General features: G+C 43.5%; 19 protein-coding genes. 9 read left to right on the top strand and 10 right to left on the bottom strand.

The window, feature by feature from the left end; all coding sequences use genetic code 11:
• Positions 1-15: 15 nt before the first annotated feature.
• Genes J3P37_RS14665 through J3P37_RS14650 form a run of 4 tightly spaced genes read right to left on the bottom strand, consistent with a single transcriptional unit; the run spans position 16 to position 4,580 of the window.
• On the bottom strand, positions 16-594 hold the full coding sequence (locus J3P37_RS14665) for a DUF4199 domain-containing protein (protein WP_256012101.1): 579 nt from the start codon (positions 592-594) through the stop codon (positions 16-18).
• A gap of 1 nt (position 595) precedes the next feature.
• A complete protein-coding gene (locus J3P37_RS14660; protein ID WP_256012100.1) occupies positions 596-1,258 on the bottom strand; it encodes a hypothetical protein in 663 nt (220 codons plus the stop codon).
• A 2-nt stretch (positions 1,259-1,260) separates the two neighbouring features.
• Positions 1,261-2,529, bottom strand: a complete 1,269-nt coding sequence (locus J3P37_RS14655) for a dihydroorotase (RefSeq protein WP_256012099.1) — start codon at positions 2,527-2,529, stop codon at positions 1,261-1,263.
• The gene (locus J3P37_RS14650; protein WP_256012098.1) at positions 2,529-4,580 is read right to left on the bottom strand and encodes a BatA domain-containing protein; all 2,052 of its coding nucleotides are present in this window, start codon (positions 4,578-4,580) and stop codon (positions 2,529-2,531) included. The genes J3P37_RS14655 and J3P37_RS14650 overlap by 1 nt, the downstream gene beginning before the upstream one ends.
• A gap of 166 nt (positions 4,581-4,746) precedes the next feature.
• On the opposite strand from J3P37_RS14650, the gene J3P37_RS14645 reads away from it, so the two are divergent.
• From J3P37_RS14645 to J3P37_RS14620, 6 genes are all read left to right on the top strand, one after another.
• Entirely contained in the window at positions 4,747-4,956 is a 210-nt protein-coding gene (locus J3P37_RS14645; protein WP_256012097.1) for a hypothetical protein, read from the top strand.
• Between the two features lie 501 nt (positions 4,957-5,457).
• A complete protein-coding gene (locus J3P37_RS14640; RefSeq protein ID WP_256012096.1) occupies positions 5,458-6,885 on the top strand; it encodes an MATE family efflux transporter in 1,428 nt (475 codons plus the stop codon).
• Between the two features lie 50 nt (positions 6,886-6,935).
• Complete coding sequence (locus tag J3P37_RS14635) at positions 6,936-7,106, top strand: hypothetical protein (RefSeq protein ID WP_256012095.1); 171 nt, start codon at positions 6,936-6,938, stop codon at positions 7,104-7,106.
• A 117-nt stretch (positions 7,107-7,223) separates the two neighbouring features.
• Positions 7,224-9,665: a PIG-L family deacetylase gene (locus tag J3P37_RS14630; RefSeq protein ID WP_256012094.1), complete on the top strand. Its 2,442-nt coding sequence runs from the start codon at positions 7,224-7,226 to the stop codon at positions 9,663-9,665.
• Positions 9,666-9,722: 57 nt separating this feature from the next.
• The gene (locus J3P37_RS14625) at positions 9,723-9,845 is read left to right on the top strand and encodes a hypothetical protein (RefSeq protein ID WP_256012093.1); all 123 of its coding nucleotides are present in this window, start codon (positions 9,723-9,725) and stop codon (positions 9,843-9,845) included.
• Positions 9,842-11,542: a sodium:solute symporter family protein gene (locus tag J3P37_RS14620; protein WP_256012092.1), complete on the top strand. Its 1,701-nt coding sequence runs from the start codon at positions 9,842-9,844 to the stop codon at positions 11,540-11,542. The genes J3P37_RS14625 and J3P37_RS14620 overlap by 4 nt, the downstream gene beginning before the upstream one ends.
• A 9-nt stretch (positions 11,543-11,551) precedes the next feature.
• On the opposite strand, the gene J3P37_RS14615 is transcribed toward J3P37_RS14620, so the two are convergent.
• The gene (locus J3P37_RS14615) at positions 11,552-12,391 is read right to left on the bottom strand and encodes a DUF2911 domain-containing protein (RefSeq protein ID WP_256012091.1); all 840 of its coding nucleotides are present in this window, start codon (positions 12,389-12,391) and stop codon (positions 11,552-11,554) included.
• A gap of 120 nt (positions 12,392-12,511) precedes the next feature.
• Positions 12,512-13,246, bottom strand: coding sequence for a hypothetical protein (locus J3P37_RS14610; protein ID WP_256012090.1), 735 nt, complete (start codon positions 13,244-13,246; stop codon positions 12,512-12,514).
• Positions 13,247-13,406: 160 nt separating this feature from the next.
• On the opposite strand from J3P37_RS14610, the gene J3P37_RS14605 reads away from it, so the two are divergent.
• Genes J3P37_RS14605 through J3P37_RS14595 form a run of 3 tightly spaced genes read left to right on the top strand, consistent with a single transcriptional unit; the run spans position 13,407 to position 15,432 of the window.
• Entirely contained in the window at positions 13,407-14,630 is a 1,224-nt protein-coding gene (locus J3P37_RS14605) for a DEAD/DEAH box helicase (RefSeq protein ID WP_305121169.1), read from the top strand.
• Positions 14,631-14,644: 14 nt separating this feature from the next.
• On the top strand, positions 14,645-14,905 hold the full coding sequence (locus J3P37_RS14600; protein ID WP_256012089.1) for a hypothetical protein: 261 nt from the start codon (positions 14,645-14,647) through the stop codon (positions 14,903-14,905).
• Positions 14,906-14,946: 41 nt separating this feature from the next.
• Entirely contained in the window at positions 14,947-15,432 is a 486-nt protein-coding gene (locus J3P37_RS14595; protein ID WP_256012088.1) for a YdeI/OmpD-associated family protein, read from the top strand.
• Positions 15,433-15,747: 315 nt separating this feature from the next.
• Here J3P37_RS14595 and J3P37_RS14590 read toward each other — a convergent pair whose 3' ends face one another.
• The 4 genes from J3P37_RS14590 to J3P37_RS14575 are packed head-to-tail and all read right to left on the bottom strand — an operon-like array spanning position 15,748 to position 20,010.
• Entirely contained in the window at positions 15,748-16,071 is a 324-nt protein-coding gene (locus J3P37_RS14590; protein WP_256012087.1) for a hypothetical protein, read from the bottom strand.
• Between the two features lie 11 nt (positions 16,072-16,082).
• The gene (locus J3P37_RS14585; RefSeq protein ID WP_256012086.1) at positions 16,083-17,561 is read right to left on the bottom strand and encodes a DUF5689 domain-containing protein; all 1,479 of its coding nucleotides are present in this window, start codon (positions 17,559-17,561) and stop codon (positions 16,083-16,085) included.
• Positions 17,562-17,596: 35 nt separating this feature from the next.
• Complete coding sequence (locus tag J3P37_RS14580; RefSeq protein WP_256012085.1) at positions 17,597-18,448, bottom strand: hypothetical protein; 852 nt, start codon at positions 18,446-18,448, stop codon at positions 17,597-17,599.
• Positions 18,449-18,450: 2 nt separating this feature from the next.
• Complete coding sequence (locus J3P37_RS14575; RefSeq protein WP_256012084.1) at positions 18,451-20,010, bottom strand: hypothetical protein; 1,560 nt, start codon at positions 20,008-20,010, stop codon at positions 18,451-18,453.
• Positions 20,011-20,017: the final 7 nt, after the last annotated feature.

Here is a 20,017-nt window from a genome sequence, read left to right as displayed (position 1 = left end):
AGGCAAATAGTATGATTAATATTCATCCGTTTCAGCAAACACTGGTGGATCTTTTTTGAAGATCGCAGCAAAAATAAGGGAAGCAACAAAAAGTATGATGATGGCGAACACCACACTCTGAAAGATCTTTCCGGCTGTTTGCGTTTGCTCTTCAGCGAGCTGATCGCGCATTTCTTCTATTTTCTCATCAATCTGTTCTGTCGGAATATCTTGTTTACTGGCAAAGCGTTCTGTAACATTTACTATATTTTCTTTTACCGCTTTGTTGATATTCGGATCAACAGCCTTTGCAAACACATAGTTTCCAGCAGAATAGATAAGGTATGCAGAGATGAAAAGCACGAATATGCCGCTGGTTGCTTCGCGAAAACTCCAATAGCCACCTACCTGTTTCCTTAGGTTCAGGCAAAAATAAACCGCCAGGATAATTGGCAAAATAAAAGAAAGTACAATTGGTGACCCTATCACCATTGCCATCGAGTTAGTGTTTGCAATCAAATACAGGGCTGCTATACCAATCACCAATGATATCACACCGAATACCAGGCCATACAAAGCCGCTTTCTTTTGCATCTGCCTCTGCCCTAACTTCATGTTAATTCTGGTTGAAAGCTGTTAAAAGTCCATAAACCGAGCCTTCAAACGATGCATCGCTACTGTTTTTCCTGAACGCATCCATTTCTTCTTCTGAAGGATCCGGCTGATTGAAAAAAGCCATTACTGGATAAAACAGGTCTTTCAGTTCAGAAGATTCAGGCAATTCTTTTGACACCCGCGCTATCTCTTCCACACTGCTTTCCATCAGGATCTGGTTAGCGATCATATCTTCGTAAATACGGTGCTCATCCTGGAACTCATCCTCATCTACCAGTAAAAACTCTTTCAGGAAGTCTTCCAGCTCCGGCTCTATGTCTTCGTCCTGGCATTCGCGCAGGTAAAGCAGAACATTTAACAGTTCGGTACCCCGATCAAGTGTTTCCTCTTCAATGTCTTCCCACTCTTCTGATTCCAGGTAGTCTTCTTCTAATTTTTTCACATCCTCTACAAAGAAATTAATCATCAGAAGGTCGAAAAACACTTCTCGTAAAGATTCAAACGCCGGCGTATCATCAAAAGCTTCATCAAGCAAAGCCACCTTATCCATGAAATCACTTTCAGAATTGAACACGGTGTTGATACGTCCTTTGAATTCTGATACAGCTTCTCCGCCAAATTGCTGAAGGGCAGCTGACAATGCTTTTTCTACCTGTTTGTCCATTTCTATATGTTGTTAAATAATTGGTTATTGTTTCCCGTGATCAGCACCTTACCTTTGAGTACAGCGCCCATAAACGGCGAATTCGAAGCCTTTGAACGGTTATTATCGGGACTAAACACCCACTCCTGCTCAGTATCAAACAGTACAAAATCTGCCGGTTCACCTTCTTCAAAAGCAGGGACTGGCAAATTTAATATATTTCTTGGCCGTATGGCCAGCTTCTCTACAATTTCCTCAGCACTTAAACCTGCCGCGATAGCCAATGGAAGAACGGTCTGCAGACCGATTATACCGAATGAGGCAATCTCAAATTCAACTTCTTTAAACTCAATTTCATGAGGAGTGTGTTGCGATACTATAGCATCGATCGTTCCGTCGCGAAGACCGGCAATTAATGCTTCCTGATCGGCCCTGGTACGCAGGGGTGGTTTAACTTTATAATTGCTGTCGAAATCTTCCAGTTTTTCTTCAGTCAGCACCAGGTGATGTGCCGCGACATCGCAGGTCACTTTTAAGCCTTTTTTCTTGGCTTCACGGATAAGTGAAACACTGCCAGCAGCAGAAATTGTGCTGAAATGTATCGGCGATTCATTATACTCCGCCAGATAAAGGTCCCTTGAAATATGAACTTCTTCGGCTAGAGAAGGAATTCCTTTCATCCCAAGATAAGTGCTTACCTGGCCTTCATTCATCTTACCTGCGCCAGCGATCGATTTGTCCTCCGGGTATGAAAAGATCAGGCCGTCAAACCCACGGGCGTAAAGAAGTGCCCGGCTCATAAGTCCTGAGTCTGTAACGGGTTTTGTTCCGTCCGAAAAAGCCACAGCTCCGGCAAGTCTCATATCGTACAATTCAGCCAGATCAATTCCTTCACGATTCTTACTAATACAACCAACTGGCAATACCTTAACCAGTGAATCTTTAGTTCTGTTAACGATATAAGAAACTTCAGACTTTGAATGTACTGGCGGGTAGGTTGAGGGTTGCACTGCAACTCCGGTATAGCCGCCTGCTGCCGCTGCTGCCACCCCGCTTATCAAGTCCTCCCTGGTTTCAAATCCCGGCTCACCAAAATTGGCGTTGAGATCAAAAAATCCCGGAGACAAATATTTTCCTTCCGCATCAATCAACACTAAATCTTCGTCTGCGGCATTTATTGTTCCGGATATCTCTGTGATTATTCCGTTTTTTATCAATACATCCGCCTTTTTTCCATTGTACTCAGATTGGGGATGAAGTATTGTTGCTGAGCGAAAAAGTATCGATTTCATTAATAGTTAAGTTTTTCTTTACCTGGCTTGTAAAATCTTATTATGAGAATTTCGGCTGCCAGGAAAATCAGGGCCAAAATTAGACAAAGTTTCCACAACTGCACACCATTATTTACTGCTTTTATTGCTGCATTGAGCGACTCTTTTCCGGGACTGAAAATTTCTTTTTTCTTATGGGGTATTTTTTCTTTTAGTTCAGACTCCGTAGCATAAGTGAGATCGGATTCAGAGCGATTATCGTTAAATGCATAGGTGGCCAGCAAGCTGTCGCCTTTAATCAAACTATAAATACCCTGATCCCTTATCTGATCTGAGATAAAAACGTTACTACCAGTTTCCGTTTGCCGAAGGTTGGGGATGACCTCAAAATCACCTTTTTTGAGGCGGAGGGTTTGGTTGGGGGATAAGGTAATTTTCGGGGACTCAAGCAGCTGATCTTTGCCAATGGTATAAAACAAACGATTGTCGCGTAAGCTTAAAAAGGCAGCCTGATACATTACAGGAACAAAAACTGAATGGCGAACGAAATTTCCGGATTCCTCATCTAGGGGAACCGCCGATAAGAACACTCTGCCCTTACCTGCCCGGTATTCACTGATAAATGTTCTTCGTCCAGGAAGTTCAAGTATGCTTTGCCGGTTGGTCCTGCTCAGATTACTGTACCGGACATACTTATTTGCTACCGGCAAATCGAGGTTCTTCGGCAGTTCTTCAAAGACGTTCCTAAATATTGGATGCTGCACGTTAAGGGAACTCACTTTCACGGGCTGGCTTATTACCGCTTCAGGATTGTCGGTAGCCAAAACAGTTGTTAGAGTACTCAACCCGGAGAGCCCCCCGCTAAGGGACGGGAACACCATCAGGCTTCCTCCGCTCCTGACATAGCTGTTCAGGGATTGTGCCAGGCCAGTGGACATATCAGCGGTATTGTCAAGGATGATAAGTGGATAGCTCCCCAGCGAAGAATAATTTATATTTCCGGAGCTGACATTCACCACATTAAAAAATGGATCTGCCTGGTAAACTGCATCCAGGTATCGGTTTGGCTGACTTTCATGAATGGCTAAGATCTGTATCTGCCGGTCTACATGAAAGGTGAAGAAAAAACGATCATCGAAGATCACGGGATAATCCGTAATTGACACTTCAGCATTCTTCCAGCCATAACTCAGGCCACTGAAAGAAAGCGTGTCCCTGCTAGTAGATCTTGCTTCAACACTGATACTACCGATAGCTTTTTGCTGGCCATCAATAATAAGCTTATAGGGTATATTCTCGGCTTTCTTATCTGAATTATTTTTAAGCTGCAAAACCATTTTCTCGATCTCACCCAACCTGTGCACGGGCGAAGGAAACCATACGGAATCCACCGAGATGTTTGCCTGCGGATTGGCACTGAGACGTACAAGGCGCAGGTTAATCGTGCTGTCTATAGCCGTTATTGACTCTTCCATCATGTTCTTCTGAAAATCAGAAACGACATAAACCGACTTCTCCAAGCCATGTTCTGATGAAAATGCCTCTTGCTGACGTGTTAAAACCTCTGCAAGGGTACGGTTCACACCGCTGATCTTTACCTCGTCAACAGCACTGAGAAATTCATCATAATTCAACAAACGCTGGTGCCTGCCTTCAAAATCATTGCTTAAAAGCTGAAACCTGTCGTTTAATCCATAGGAAGCTGCGATTTCTTTAGCCCGCCGCTTAGCCTCGTCCAGGAGCGAACCTTCGCTGTTAATCGCCTCCATACTGTAAGAATTGTCAATATAGATACCTATGATCTGCTGCTGGAAACCGCCTGCACCTTGTTCTGAAGGTATGTAAGGTTTGGCAAAAGCTAAAACAAGAAATACGATTGCCAGGATCCGGGCTGTTAGAAGCAACAGATCTCTGAGCTTTCGTGCAGAAGAGGTTTGCTGCTGAATATCTTTAAGAAAACTAACATTACTAAAATGTACTTTCTTAAACTTCCTGAAATTAAATAGGTGAATTACGACCGGGATAATCACCGCAGACAACGCAAACAGAAAAGCAGGAAAGAGAAATCTCATTAAGATTCAAAAATAGTACTTTGATTGACAATATTGATTAATGAACGACATAAAGCAAAAAAGGATATTGTTTGACCGTATAATTTTTTTACAAAAAAACCTAAAGACCGGGTTACCTTTTCTCGCCGCAGGTATAAAGGTTATCAAATCATATTAAGACATAATTATGAAAAATCTATTTAAATTTGGATTCCTTGCTTTCGCAATCTCTTTATCAGTTGCAGCTTGTAATTCAGGAAAAACTGAAAATGACACTACTGATTCTTTAGCAAATTCTATCGACTCTACAGCTGATGTTACAGCTGAAGCTTTAGAAAGCCAGGCTGACACTGTTGATTCTGCTGCTAATGCAAGTGTTGATTCGTTGAAAAATTAATTAAACAAATACATTTTGAAAAAGGCTGTTTCTATTAGAGACAGCCTTTTTTTGTTTAGAGGAACTTCTAAGGACAGACAAAAGCGGATCAAGCGGAAAGTTGTGGGCATTATTTCTTCGTCATCCTGAACATGTTTCAGGACCTCTTGCCTAAACAGGGCATCATGCACATAGTTCAAGAGATGCCGAAATAACTTGAAATAAATTCGGCATGACGATAGGCGTTAACATGCTTAGTCCCCCAACTTTTACGCTTGATGCACAAAAGCTTAAATAACGACATTGCGCGTGCGCTAACAAGGGTATGCGTATGCTAATAAGTTATTTTATAACCGAGTTTTTTTGCTTTATATTTTAATTTTTTATTACATTTGCGGCCTAGCTTTTAGACTATGATAGTATTGAAAGCCCGTTACGTTCAATAAGGGCACCCTCCTTCCTAATTTAAATTAAGCGCAGATATATACTCTGCTGTTTTTCACATTTATCATTATTTATTTTATGTTATCATCCAGATCATTCTTACTGGGTAAACTATCTGATTTTTATTCAGCCATTAAACTTTCCCTGCGTGGAGAGGAAATCGATTATACGCAGGTGAGCATTCGCCGGGCCGTGATCTTACTTGCAATTCCTATGATGCTCGAAATGTCTATGGAATCTGTTTTTGCCCTGGTAGACCTTTATTTCGTTGGACATTTACACAATAGCAGTGCAGCCATTCAAACGGTCGGCCTTACGGAATCTGTTCTCACTGTGATCTATTCGCTTGCTATCGGTTTAAGTATGGCAGCAACCGCTGTTGTTGCCCGTCGGATTGGGGAAAAAGATCCGGTTGCAGCCGCAAAAGCCGGGATGCAATGTATACTTATTGCGATAATCGTTAATGTTATCATCAGTATTCTGGGAATTGTATACGCCACCAAAATATTAAAACTGATGGGTGCATCAAACGATGTTGCTCAGCAGGGCACTTTATTCATGCAGATCATGCTGGGAGGCAGTATCATTATCATGCTGTTGTTTCTAATCAACGGTATCTTCAGAGGGGCCGGAAACGCCGTTATCGCCATGAAGAGTTTGTGGCTTGCTAACCTGGCTAATATCATCTTATGCCCTATCTTAATTAATGGTTTTGGGCCTGTACCTGCCTTTGGTCTTACCGGTGCGGCCATTGCAACCACCATTGGACGTGGTTTAGGTGTTTGTTACCAGCTGTATCATCTATTCTACGCAAAAAGTGCCTTCAGAATGCACTTCCAGTACCTGTGGCCTGATTGGCTACAGATTAAGGCGCTCCTTAAGATAGCAGCACCCGGTATCTTTCAGTTCGTAATTGCTTCATGCAGCTGGATCTTTCTTGCACAGCTTGTTGCCACTACCGGTGGCGACACAGGATCTGCCGGGTATCAGACAGCCTTACGTATCATGATGTTTTTTATGCTGCCCGCATGGGGATTGAGCAATGCTGTGTCTACATTGGTTGGACAAAACCTCGGAGCAAAACAAGTGGATAGAGCAGAGCAATCGGTATTTAAAACTGCAAAATATATTGTAGTTTTTATGGCGCTGGTTACCTTGTTCACTTTCGTGGCTGCGCCTTATTTCATTTCGTTCTTTACAAATGATTTCGATGTGCAAAGAGTTGCCAGCACTGCACTCAAAATTATGAGTGTAGCCTTTATAATTTATGGTATTGGCATGGTCCTGATCAATACTTTTAACGGTGCCGGAGATACCTGGACGCCTACGAAGATTAATTTCTTTGGATTTTGGTTATTTCAGATCCCCCTGGCCTATTTCCTGGCTAAGTATCTTGAGATGGGGCCCCTAGGTGTTTTCATTGCCATTCCGGTTGCGGAAACAGCTATCGCCATTGCCGGATATATTTTGTTTAAAAAAGGCAAATGGAAGAGGATTCAAGTGTGAATTAGAAAACCTAAGCAGCTCTCTATTGTTCTATCGTAAAACGAAGTATTATGGCAAAATTTAAATTTGGCGATAAAGTACAAACGAATGATGGCAGGGAGGCTATAGTTCAGGAAGACCAGGAAGATGGTTCTCCGGATGTTAAGATCATGATCGAAGGCGATGACTTCGCGCATGTGTTCACAGAAGATAAACTTGAAAAGATCCTCAATGAGGAATAGTTTTTATTAAGAGAATAATCCCTGTTAAACGGGAGTATTCTCTTAATATATCCCAATTTTTACGTAGAAATTTAAACAGCTTCATTAAATTGCGGGTCGAAACACCACTTTAGCCTAATGAAGTTTAGATTTTTCGCCTGCAGCCTGCTGCTTTTTTCATTGTCTGCACAAAGCCAGACCTCTCCACAGTTTTCCTCATCAGAAATCAAGAACCGTCTTCAGAGGCTCAGTATTACGGGCAGCGTATTATATATTGCGGCTCATCCCGACGATGAAAACACCCGCCTGTTATCCTACCTGGTAGGTGAAAGAAAACTCCGAACCGGTTACTTGTCTTTAACCCGTGGTGATGGAGGGCAGAACCTTATCGGTTCTGAGCAGGCCGAGCAATTGGGCTTGATAAGGACTCAGGAGCTCCTGGCCGCCCGCAAAATTGATGGTGCAGAACAATTTTTCAGCAGGGCCAATGACTTTGGTTTTTCTAAAACGTCCGACGAAACCTTCAACATCTGGAATAAAGAACGCATATTGAGCGATGTGGTATGGGTGATCCGGAAGTTCCAGCCGGATGTGATCATCACCCGTTTCCCCGGCGATTCACGCGCGGGACATGGCCATCATGCTGCCTCTTCTATCCTGGCTCAGGAGGCTTTTCTTGCAGCTGCAGATCCCCTGCGCTTTCCTGATCAACTGAGACAGGTGAAAGTATGGCAAACAAAAAGAATTTTTTGGAACACTTATAACTTCGGCACTAATAATACCACCAGCGAAGATCAGTTAAAAATAAATGTAGGAAAATATAACGCCCTTTTGGGGAAAAGCTACGGAGAAATAGCTTCGGAAAGCCGCTCGCAACATAAATCGCAGGGTTTTGGAGTAGCCCGCCAGCGCGGCGAATCTTATGAGTATTTTAAACTGCTGAAAGGTCCGGCAGTAAGTGAAGACATTTTAGACGGGGTGGCTATTAACTGGACCAGGATACCTGGAGCTGCCGCTATCCAGGAACTGTCAGATAGGGTCAGCAGGGACTATGATATCGAAAACCCCTGGAAATCGACACCTGCGCTGCTTGATCTTTATACGCTGGTTACTAAGCTGGAAGACTCGGCTCTTAAAAAAGACAAGCTGAAGGACCTTAAAGAGCTAATTCTTTGTACCTCAGGCATCTGGTTTGAAGCGTATTCAACCGATCCCTCCTATGCGGTGGGTGAAAACATTAAGGTAAAGATCCAGGCAATCTCGCATTATGGATTAAATCCTTCCATTCGGATCACGGGAAACGATAATATTCGGGGGGAATCCTTAATCCTGGCAGAAAATCATTTAAACAATTTAGAAACAGAGCTTAAAGCAAGTAGTTTAACTCAGCCCTATTGGCTTGAACAAAGTCATCCGGCTGGCGAGTATGTAATAAATGACCGCTCCAAAATTGGGTTTGCTGAAAATCCTGATCCGCTTTCAGTTTGTTTCGAGCTGACTATCCTGGGCAGAACCATTTCATTTCAGCGACCGGTGGTCTATAAGTTTACAGACCCTATACGGGGCGAGGTATATCGCAACCTGGAAATCACTCCTCCGGTCATTGCCAATCTGCAACAATCACAATTAATCTTTACAGATAATAAACCACAGCGCCTTAGTGTAAAGCTTAAAGCGTTAAAAAATAATAGCCAGGGCAATCTTAAATTGGGCTTGCCGGAAGGTTGGAAGGCTGTGCCCTCTTCAATCCCTTTTGAATTAAAAGACAAATCGGATGAACAAACCCTCGAATTTCAAATTGAGCCAAAGGTTTCTGCAGCAAACGCTAAGCTAAAGGCGGAAGTTCATCTTAATGGTGACGTTTATTCCAAATCACTCAAAACAATTCAGTACGATCATATTCCCGCCATTACTTACTTTCCGGAAGCAGAAATGAACCTTGTTAAACTCGACCTGAGAACAGCAGGTAAAAAGATCGCCTACATTCCGGGCGCGGGGGATCTGATTCCAGAAGCGCTAAGGCAGGTGGGTTATGAGGTCACACTTTTGAATGAGAACCAGGTGTTAAATTCAGACTTAAGCCGTTTCGACGCTATTATAACGGGAGTACGCCTCTACAACGTTCAGCCACGCATGAAGTTCATGAACAACAAACTCTTGAAGTACGTTGAAGATGGGGGCGTTCTGTTGGTCCAGTACAATGTAAGTCAACCCCTGGTGATCAAAGACATAGGACCCTACCCTTTTACCATCAGCCGCGACCGGACCACCGAGGAAGACACGAAAGTGAATATCCTTAACCCTAACCACCGCCTGTTTAACTATCCGAACAAGATCACCGAAAGCGACTTCAGCGGATGGATACAAGAGCGTGGCATTTATTATCTTTCGGACACCGATGCTAAATATGAAAGCCTGCTGGCCATGAAGGATCAGGGTGAACCTGAAACAAAAGGAGCCCTTGTTGTAGGCAATTACGGTAAAGGAAGGTTTGTTTATACCGGGCTTGCATTTTTCAGGCAATTACCTGCCGGAGTACCAGGCGCTTACCGGTTGTTTGTTAACTTAATATCTAAATAAAAGATCATTGCTGGCCTCTGCGGGGCCAGCATAAACCATTTAAAACTTGAAACCTAAATGAGCAACAAAGAAGGCTTACCACCATTCATAAAATCCTGGAAACAGTTCTACCTGTTGATCGTCGTCTGGCTGGTATTTTTGATCCTGATTTTCTCACTCATCACCTCCATCTACTCATGAGCACCATTGACTGGATCGTATTAGCAGCCACCCTGCTCCTTATTGTTGTATATGGTATCTGGAAAAGCCGGGGCACCCGCGATATGGACGGCTATTTCCTGGGCAATCAATCCCTTCCCTGGTTTCATGTAGGACTCTCCGTAATGGCGACCCAGGCAAGTGCCATCACTTTTTTATCGGCTCCGGGCCAGGCTTTTTCAGACGGCATGCGCTTTGTACAGTTCTACTTTGGGCTTCCCCTGGCCATGATCGTGCTTTGCATCACCTTTGTTCCAATTTTTCATAAGCTGAAAGTATATACCGCCTATGAATTCCTCGAGCAACGTTTTGACTTAAAAACAAGGGCATTTACTGCTTTTCTGTTTCTGATACAACGCGGCTTATCTACGGGAATATCTATTTATGCTCCTGCTATTATCCTTAGTACCATTCTCAATATTAACAGCACCTACACCACCTTATTTATGGGAGGCCTGGTGATCGTTTATACGGTTTATGGCGGCACCAAAGCAGTGTCATACACCCAGCTTCTTCAAATGAGCATTATCTTTTCAGGCCTCTTCTTCGCAGGATTTGTAGTAGTAAGCCTCTTGCCAGAAAATGTTGGTTTCGGAGATGCGCTCCATATTGCCGGAAGCATGGACAGAATGAATGTCATCGACTGGAATTTCGACTGGGACAACCGATATAATGTATGGAGCGGAATTATCGGTGGTTTTTTCCTGCAGCTATCTTACTTCGGTACAGACCAGTCGCAGGTAGGCAGATACTTAACCGGAAGTTCCGTCAATCAAAGTCGCCTGGGTTTGATCATGAATGCCCTGATCAAAATCCCTATGCAGTTTTTTATCCTGCTAATTGGAGTTCTGGTATTTAGTTTCTACCAATACAACCAGCCCCCGGTCTTTTTTAACCAGTACGAAGTTAACCAGATTCAAAAATCGAACTACGCTGATGATTATAAACAGGTCGAAAGTGAATATAAAGAAAAATTCGAAGTAAGGAAATCAAAGGTTCTTGCTTTGGAGAAAGACATCGAAAGCCCGTCGTTAAAAGCCGAACTGAAAGCGGCCGACCAGGAGTTGAAAGCAGTGCGCGGGAAAGCGCTGGACTTAATGGAAAAGAATAACCCTCAGGCAAACACCAACGATACAAACTATGTTTTCCTGAGCTTCGTAACCCAATACCTGCCCAAAGGGCTGGTTGGACTGTTGATTGCAATTATCTTTCTGGCTTCTATGGGATCTATTGCCAGTGCGTTCAATTCGCTTGCTTCCACAACAGCCGTGGATATATACAAACGGCTGATAAACAAAAACGCTTCGGAGCAAAGCTATATGTCATTCTCAAGGGCAAGCACCGTGGTTTGGGGAATTGTAAGTATTGTAATGGCACTATACGCCGGAAAAATGGGCAACCTGATTGAAGCCGTTAATATCCTGGGGTCTCTTTTTTATGGTACCATTCTGGGTATATTCGTGGTTGCCTTCTATGTAAAACGTATTGGTGGAAATGCAGTATTTTATGCCGCCGTACTGGCCGAGATAATGATCTGTGCAGTGTATTACTTTGAAGTGATGGCCTACCTCTGGTTAAACGTGCTGGGTTGCGTACTGGTAGTGGTATTCGGACTTTTGTTTGAAGAACTAAACCGGAATAGAAATTTGCCCGGCATTAGAGAAGTGCCAGGCAAATAATTAAATCATTTATTTAGCTGAAGCTATCAGCTTTTTATTTAAAGCGACATAATCGGGATTCTTTTGGGCTTCCGCTTTTTTCATTGAGCTTTCCGCTGAAGCTATTGCACCTTTTTTATCACCTAATTTCAACTGGATCTTAGCTTTAAGGTGTTCCAGCCAATAAGCATCCGGCTGAGCCTTTACTGCCTCGCTTGCCCATGTCAGAGCTTGTTTAAGATCTTTACCATTATCAAAGTAATATGTTGCAGCCTGAGCATAAGGTTTCTTATCGCCTTTCATTCCCTCTGCAATAGAGGCCATTACTTTTGAATCGATATCGGCCTTTACTGTAAAGCCTACAGACACGTTGTCCCAAAGTAATTGTACATCCACCGAATTCTGTGTTTGATTAGCAAACAACATGGTAAAGGTTTCAATACTGAAAGGAATTTCCTGAGGTTTAGCGGTAAAGCGTAACAAATCTTCAGAATCATTATAGCCCATCGCACCCCAGCCTTTTAAATTCTTACTCAGGATAAAAGTCCATTCATTAGCACCGGGAATACTGAACAATGAATACTCTCCTGCAGGAACCGTTTTTCCATTGATACTCACCTCTTCCCCAAACTTAATTTTTGTGGAGGCATTAGCTCCGGTTCTCCACACCGCACCATAAGGTACCAGTTGTCCGAATATTTCCCGACCCTTTACACTTGGACGTGAATAAGTGATAGAAATGTTTGACAAGGCAAAATCCTGGTTAATGGTTTGGGTAGGACTTGCTGCCGGCAATTTAACCTGCGAAATAGCTGTAGACGCCAACAAAGCGAATGCTGCTATTAAACCTAATTTAGTACTCGGTTTCATTTGAAAAGATTTAAGAGTTTGAATAATCAATTTTTCTCCAATATTACATACAAAAGCCTCTTAGAGAAAAGTTTTTAATAAACTGTGTCAATAATATTACGAACGGTCTTTATCTTTCAGTTAATCTTTGGCTTTCCGGGTTCTGAATTCCAGTTGAATTATCCGTTGTTCAAACTGCATTCGCAAGTCGTTGATGAAATCTGCATGGCTTTTCTGAAGCGCCAGTTCCTGGTAAAGCGCCGACATCTTAAGATTTTCTATCTCCCCAATAAGATTTGCCTTCTTCTTTTTTAGAAAACTAAGCAATGCTGCCGGACTTGCCAGGGTTTCTGCCCTGAAACGTTCGTGTTGCATGGCATTTCCACTTAAAATATGTTCATGCAAGCTATTTAGCTCTTCCAGATCTCCTTTCTTATAAAGCTTGTTCAGTTCAACGGTGAGAGCAGTGGCTCTTTGAGTGGTATCCTCATCGGCATTTGTTAGCTTGTCTGGATGCACCTGCACAATAGCCTCCTTGTATAAGCGTTTCAGTTCCCGCTGATCTGATGCGTTTGAACCTTTGCTATCTCTGAGCGCTGGCCTGGTTGGCTTCAACCCTACAGGCTCCCGGTAATTCTTGCCCCTTTTCTTTTGCTCGAGGCGCCTATTTTTCTTGTCAAGTTTTAGGCCTTTATACTTCTCCGTGAGCTCCTTTATCCGCTTTATCTGGACATATAAAGCAGACCTGATTTCTGATTCGAATGCATTTATTTCATACTCAAGCATCGAGAGCTCTTTTTCTAGAAGTTCGGTCTCTAGTTCCAGAGCTTTAAGCTCATCGTCCGTAGCGGATATTTTGCTTATCGAATGTGTCATGCTGAAAACTCAAAATTAAGCATAATAACCTACTCTCATTCAAATTCCGTTACTTTGCATAATAATACAGAATCCCAAAATGGTGTGGCCAGAAAAATTAAAGCTTAGTAAACAGATTCAGAAGTCGATAACAGATTTAGGCTTTTTAACCCCTACGGAAATGCAATACAATACCTTGTCGCGTATCAGCGGTGGCCAGGATGTGATAGGCATTGGCCCCGAAGGAAGCGGAAAAACGACAGCCTATGTACTCGGAATCCTATCAAAGCTGAAATATGGCGTTGAAGAAGCACCAAGAGCACTTGTTTTGGTACCCGACAAAGATGCTGTACTGGCTGTAACTGAGCTTTTCCAGCGTCTTAATAAGAACGCAACGATACGAGTAGTGTCATTGTATAATACTCCCGGAACGGAAAGCCAGATGGATGCACTGGCCGACGGAGCTGATATTGTGGTTGCAAGTCCGGACAGGGCCCGTGCTATTTACCTGAAACTAGGGTTAAACCTGAATAAGATACAGGTGATGGTGGTTGATGATGCCCACCAGATCGTAAAACAGGGATTACAACTTCCTGTTGTTGAACTGGCTAACAGTATTCAACGCTGCCAGCACCTGATATTTTCTGAAGTTCTGCATGAGCGGCTTGAATTGATGATCGATCCTTTTATGCGCGATCCTGCAGTTATTGAGGTAGATGAATTGCCGGATGCCGATGTAGAAATATATGAACAGGTGCTCTACCAGGTACCGAACTTCCGCACCAAACTGAATTTGTTAAAACTGCTGCTATCAGATGCTGAAACTTTTCCAAAGGCTGTAGTATTTGTCAATACACGCTTAACCGCCGAAAAAGTTTATCAGCAACTAAACGTGGTTATACGAGGAGAAGTTGCGCTATTAAATCCTATATTTTTTGAATCGACCGGTTTTAAGAGCATTGACGATTTCAGGCAGGACGAAAGCATGCGGGTGCTGGTGATAGCCAATGAAGCCGGCGGTACCGCGGCATTACACGATATCCCGTTTTTGATACATTTCGACATCCCTGAAGAAAAGGAAACCTTTGTAAGCCGTATTGTTAAAAACGACGAGGCGGATGAAGATACTATTGCCATCACTTTCTGCACGGATCTGGAACTGAGCGAAGTGAGGAAGATAGAGCAGGTCATAGGACAAAGATTACCGCTTGCCGAACTTCCTGAAGATCTGATCATAGAGAAAGAGGTCGGCGATAAGGATACCAGTAAAAAGTCCAAAGCAAAGCCAGTTGACCCAGAGGCCCCAGGCGCAGCATTTCACGAGAAAAAAGCGAGCAATAACAAAAATTACAACTTCAGTTCAGGGTATAAGGCGAAGTTGAATAAAAAGAAAAAACACTCTTAAGATAATTTATCCTGATGAAAGAGCCTTTCGACATAGAACTGGGAGATGTGATTTACGCCATATTTCCCGAAGAGAACGACGTTTTTACCGTATTCAAAGATGGTGTGGAGTATATGAAAATTCAGAAAGATACCGACGCTGAATGGTTAAGACTCGACCCGGAAACAGACATCCCCCTTTTCGACTTGAACGAAGAGGCAAACAGAATAGGTAAACAGATCTCAGAATATAAGGAACCAGAGGACGAGGAAGACGACCAGGAAGAGGAACACTAGAAATAAATCGCCGTTTGAAATAATTCCTAAATCGAATTGTTATGAACTCTGTAAAAAAACCTTTTTTCAACGGAGAAGTAATCCTTGAAAAGTTTCCCGGAAAAGGCGGCTGGACCTATGCAAGAGTCCCCGGCGGACCTTTCGGAGAAAAAAGAGCTTTCGGCTGGCAGAAAGCCGGCGGTTTTATTGATGATTTTGAGCTGAAAGACAGTAAAATTTGGCCAATGAAGGAAGGCTCTGTGTTCCTCCCGGTAAAAGCAGAGATTAGGAAGAATATTAAAAAAGAGGCGGGAGATCTTGTAACAATCACGCTGTTCTCCGAAGAGCTGCCTGTGATAGATGCCAACGATTTCCTTCTATGCCTGGAAGACGATCCAGAGGCGCTTAAAAACTTCCTGAAACTCTCCAAAAAGGAGCAAAAGCAGTATACCGATTGGATAGTGTCGGCAAGATCTGAATCTTTAAAGGTCGAACGCATTGCTGCAGCACTTGAGCGTCTGGCCTCGGGTTCAGGAAAACTTTTGTAATTACTGTTTGTCAACAGTATATTCCTGCAAAGAGGTTTCCAGCCGCGAGGATGCTGAAGAACTGGTAATGAACGCGCTGCTAAAAATCTGGTAGCACAAACACCGTCTTTCGGAAGTACACCAATTCGATGATTATCTGTTCGGGATCTTGCGTCAGGAAACTGTTGCACGATCCCGTAAACAAGTGCTGGAAACAGAGAATATTGACGAAGTCTCCTTAAGTGATCTGTCCAATTGCTGGATCAGAAGTCTCGCCATATATAAAAGGGCGCGCGTTATGTGTTAACGACGCGCCACTTCATTCATTCGCACAGATCAGGTGCGGTAAACCAGACGGATGTTTTCTAGTACCAGATAAGAAAGCTGCGTATCCTTATGTACCTGCCTGCGCAGCTTCTTTAGTCGTGGCGACAGGAACTGCGTCTTTGCCTTGCCGAACAGCTCGTTATATCCTTCAATCAGGGAAGACAATTCAGACAGTAGCTGCTCATATTGAAAAAAGGCAGTCTCAAGTTCTCTGAGATAGACAGCACACAGTAATTTATCTGCCTCCTGATCTGTTTTTTTGTTTAATAATCTTTCCATTCGAAGCAGGGCATCCACCAGATGCTGATGCTTCGAGGTACTGATGCCCTGCATAATATTTGTTACTAATTAGCCCAATCAGGCTTCTCTGAAAATTCAAGAATGATCCTGTCGATCACTACCGGATTACCGGCAACCATTGAGGTACTACCCCTGGTAACAGTTGCCCGTCTTCTGAGTGATTCTATATCCAGATAGAAATCACTGCGATAGCTTCCCTGCTCAGTGTCATAAGCGGCAACTTTGGTATTTACATCTTTGAAGGTTACCGTGTGCCATATCCCCTGATCATTAAAAACCGGAGAAGCATCCAGAACAGTGGTTCCTTTACTCATCAATTTAACTTTAAAACCATCATTTGCGGCATCGAAGGCAGTAAATTCACTGTAATCTTTATAGAGATCTGAATTCCAGAACCCCGGACCTGTTTTACTACCAGCAACAACGACAGTAATATTTTTCAAAAGTTTGTATCTATCAGCATCATCTCCTCCCAGCTTTGTTCCACGGAAAAAATTAAAGCTTGTATTATAGACAGCTGTCGGTCTGTTGGCTAATGTTGTTGTAAGGGCCGGCACGCTCCAAAAATAATTTCTTCCTGGGGTAAGGAAACCTTCATCTTCATCAGTAGCCTCAGCCACTTTTACCCTGTTGTGACTTGCATTAGCGAAGGTCCAACCATTGGCGCTTTGACTGAACGGAAACAAATCAGCCGCATTTGGAAATTGTTTAGTCGCATTGGTCATGACCTTTCGTGGATAAATATTACTGGTAGTGATCTGGACATAGTGATTAGGCTCAGCTCCGGAGAAATCATCGACGATCACAAAAGATTCGGAACTTTTTACATCAGCCGCATTACGAATATTCAAAAACACCTCATTGCCAGATATCCGAACAATACCTGTCAATCCTCCTGTCAGAGCCGGATAGTCTGTATTCTCAAAGGCTGCGCCACTGGCAACAACTGATTTAATGCTTCCGTTGTCAATTCCGTAAGATAACGTGCCTGCATATCTTCCGCTTCCTGTGAACATGCCGCCACCGATAGATACCAGGGTACCATTCCATGTTACTTTATTGGTATTAATTTCCTCGATAGTAGTTGCTCTCGGAGTTACCGTACCTGTACCTGTTTTTTTAGCGTTGGCAACCGGGATATTCTGCAACATAACTTCACCGTTCACCTGTGCCAATGTTTTCTTAGAGATATCTATCTCCACTTCATCGCCAAGGGCAAAGGTGTGTGCAGCATCAAAATTGATAAGGATACCTTGCTTGTCGGTAGCTTCCTGCAATACCAGTGTCTTACTATCGATGTTCTTTGCAGATGCATCAGATATAACAATTCCCTTAATTTTTTTACCATCCGGAACGTCGACTGACGCAGCGGTGCTTAATTTTTTGAGCTCGTCAATACTGATGCTCAGCACCTGTACCGGCTCTGGTTTCGGCTCCGGATCTCCAGAATCGTTCTTTTTACAACTTACTATGGTTGACACCCATAGCATAAACAGAAATAGATAATTTACTTTGTTGAACATTTTCATTTTTATCGTTTTATTTTATTGACTGAACATTAATTAGTGCGGCGCAATGTAGCGCGCAGGTTGGGGGTAATGGTCACTTCTGCATATGCAGTATTGCTGTTCTTAATCCGGCGTGTGGCAGACTGCAAAAAACCCCTGACAAATATTGTGTAAACTGCGTGGTTTTTTGCCGGAACAGCGGTGCTTACTAACACCTCTTCGCTTCCTGACCTGCATATCTTCAGCAGAAGGTTGCCTTTGTTGTTCGCCAGATTCAGATCAACCTCAGCGTACTTGCTATGCATCCCGAAATTGAGGGATTGAGGTAGTTCTGCAGCTACCGGAGTTGCGGACGCGCCAAACAAATACGCTTTTAAGGGACCCAGGTCGGGCGAAAGGTTGATGATCTGAAGTCTTACTTTTCCGGCTGTCCCTTTGGTCTCGACAGGTACATCTACAAATGCGTAAGCGTCATCGGCTACCGGACTTTCTGCCAGGTACAGCGTTGTAAAGGTATCCGGTTGAATATTCAGGCTGGTATCGGTCAGAAATACCCTATCCACAGAAGTAAAAGTAAACCTGTTGTTTCCTTTCAAGGGTAGCCAGAACAGGTCACCGATATTTCCTATTTGTTCATTGATCAACTGGCTAGCAGTCACCGAAAAAGGGAACTGCCTGATATCGCCATCAGCCGCAAAGTGAGGCTGACGTTTACCCTTAACCGTGTCATTGATCATAATAAAGTTGTCGCGTGATAATGCAGCATTCTGCATCAATACTTCGGAGGCATTGAAGAAATTGATATACCCCACCTGGCTATCGCCTGCCGTTACATCTGTTTTTTTACAGCCTGCGAGCAATCCCAGGGCGATAATGGCTGCCGGCAAAATTTGTCTGGTCATTTTCATTGATTGGTGGTCTTTACAATTACAGCTTTGTTATTGGCGGTCATATAGATCATACCTTCTTCATCATAATTCAGCATCAGGTCGGCCGTATTCATAGTATACCCGTTGCGCTTTAGCTTACCCGGTGCGTAGCGCTTACCGGCTTGATCCCTGAAGTTTACCTGGCCAAAAGCCGGGTATTGACTGTAAAACTTATTGTTTGGATAATTATCAAGGCGCTGGTGGTATAGTATCAGGATGTTTTCTCCGTCCATCGGCATATTCCCAAACAGAGACGGCACTCCTGAACCGTCTGTTATACCCGTGAGGATATCAAATGAGCCGGAAATATAGGGTGTTTCATTTCCGCTAACAGTGCGGACGTATCCGGGCGAGAACTGATACAACTGTACCTGGTCGAGCAGATCCAATTGAATAATATCGGATGAACCGGATCTGCAATAAAGGATATCTTCCTCCGGTGATATAGCTAATACAGATAGCCCGTTTGCATCTACGCCAGGAATAAGTCCGTTTACGTAGTCGCTGGAGTAGCTGGAATTGGTTTGCGGGTTCCAGATCACCGGTAGGTAACGCACACCGAGATGAAACAGGTATTTAAGCCTGCCATCGCTATCAATACGTGCCAGTGCATACTCAGAAATAGTTAAATAGATCTTCCCCTCATCACCGGGATACAATCCACTGATATTCATCAGCTTTGAAGTGTTCAAACTCCCTTGAAAAGGAGTATAGACATCCGTGGTGCGACGATTTGCCTCAGTGGGAAAAAGTGTACGATTGAGGGTAGTGAGCGTGCCGCTCTGCAGATCGTAACAGCACAAACGATAAATCTCATTAGAAGCGTTATCAGCACTGCCATCAGTTGTAATTGCGGCAAAATACAGGTAACGTTCCCTGGCATCTACGCCGCCCGCACTAAAAGTGCTGATCTGGAAAGCGCCAAAGCTATCAGACAATGTGCTTGCATCCATTACAACACTCAGGTTTCCATTCTTAGAGATCTTGTATATCTTTTTATCAGACCGCCAGGAGTAGATGCTTCCCTTGCCGTTCTGGCAATATAGATAAACAGTGCCCGCAGCCCTTGCATCAGCATGCTTAACCAATTGCAGAGCTGATGGAAGAATGCCGCTTGAACTGCTCTCAATGATCTGGATGCTGGTACCCTTAACCAGTGATCCACCGGAAATAAGGGTTACCACCTTATCTTTACCAAGCCCCATTTGGCTGGTAATGATCACCTTCACCCTGTCAATAACATCATAGACTGTCCCGCTCGATTCACTTGTTTTGTACTCGATCTTTTCGGCACTTATAATCTTAGCATCCGCATTACCTATTTTGATTCGTAAATCTGCCTGTGGGTTCAGCCTGCCATCGATTGTCAGCGTGTCACCCACGCCGTAAACCGGCTGATAGTTCAGCAATATCTCCGGTTGGGCATCCAGCTTACCGTAATAGTTTTCGGCCTTCTTGCAGGCACTGAGCAATACCAGCCCGGCAAACCAGCTGATTAGCCAGATTACTTTGTTTGTTTTTAGCATCAGTTTCATGGTAAGG

It is taken from the genome of Desertivirga xinjiangensis (assembly GCF_024436435.1).
Lineage (GTDB): Bacteria > Bacteroidota > Bacteroidia > Sphingobacteriales > Sphingobacteriaceae > Desertivirga > Desertivirga xinjiangensis.
This window is presented reverse-complemented; position numbering and strand designations above follow the sequence as displayed.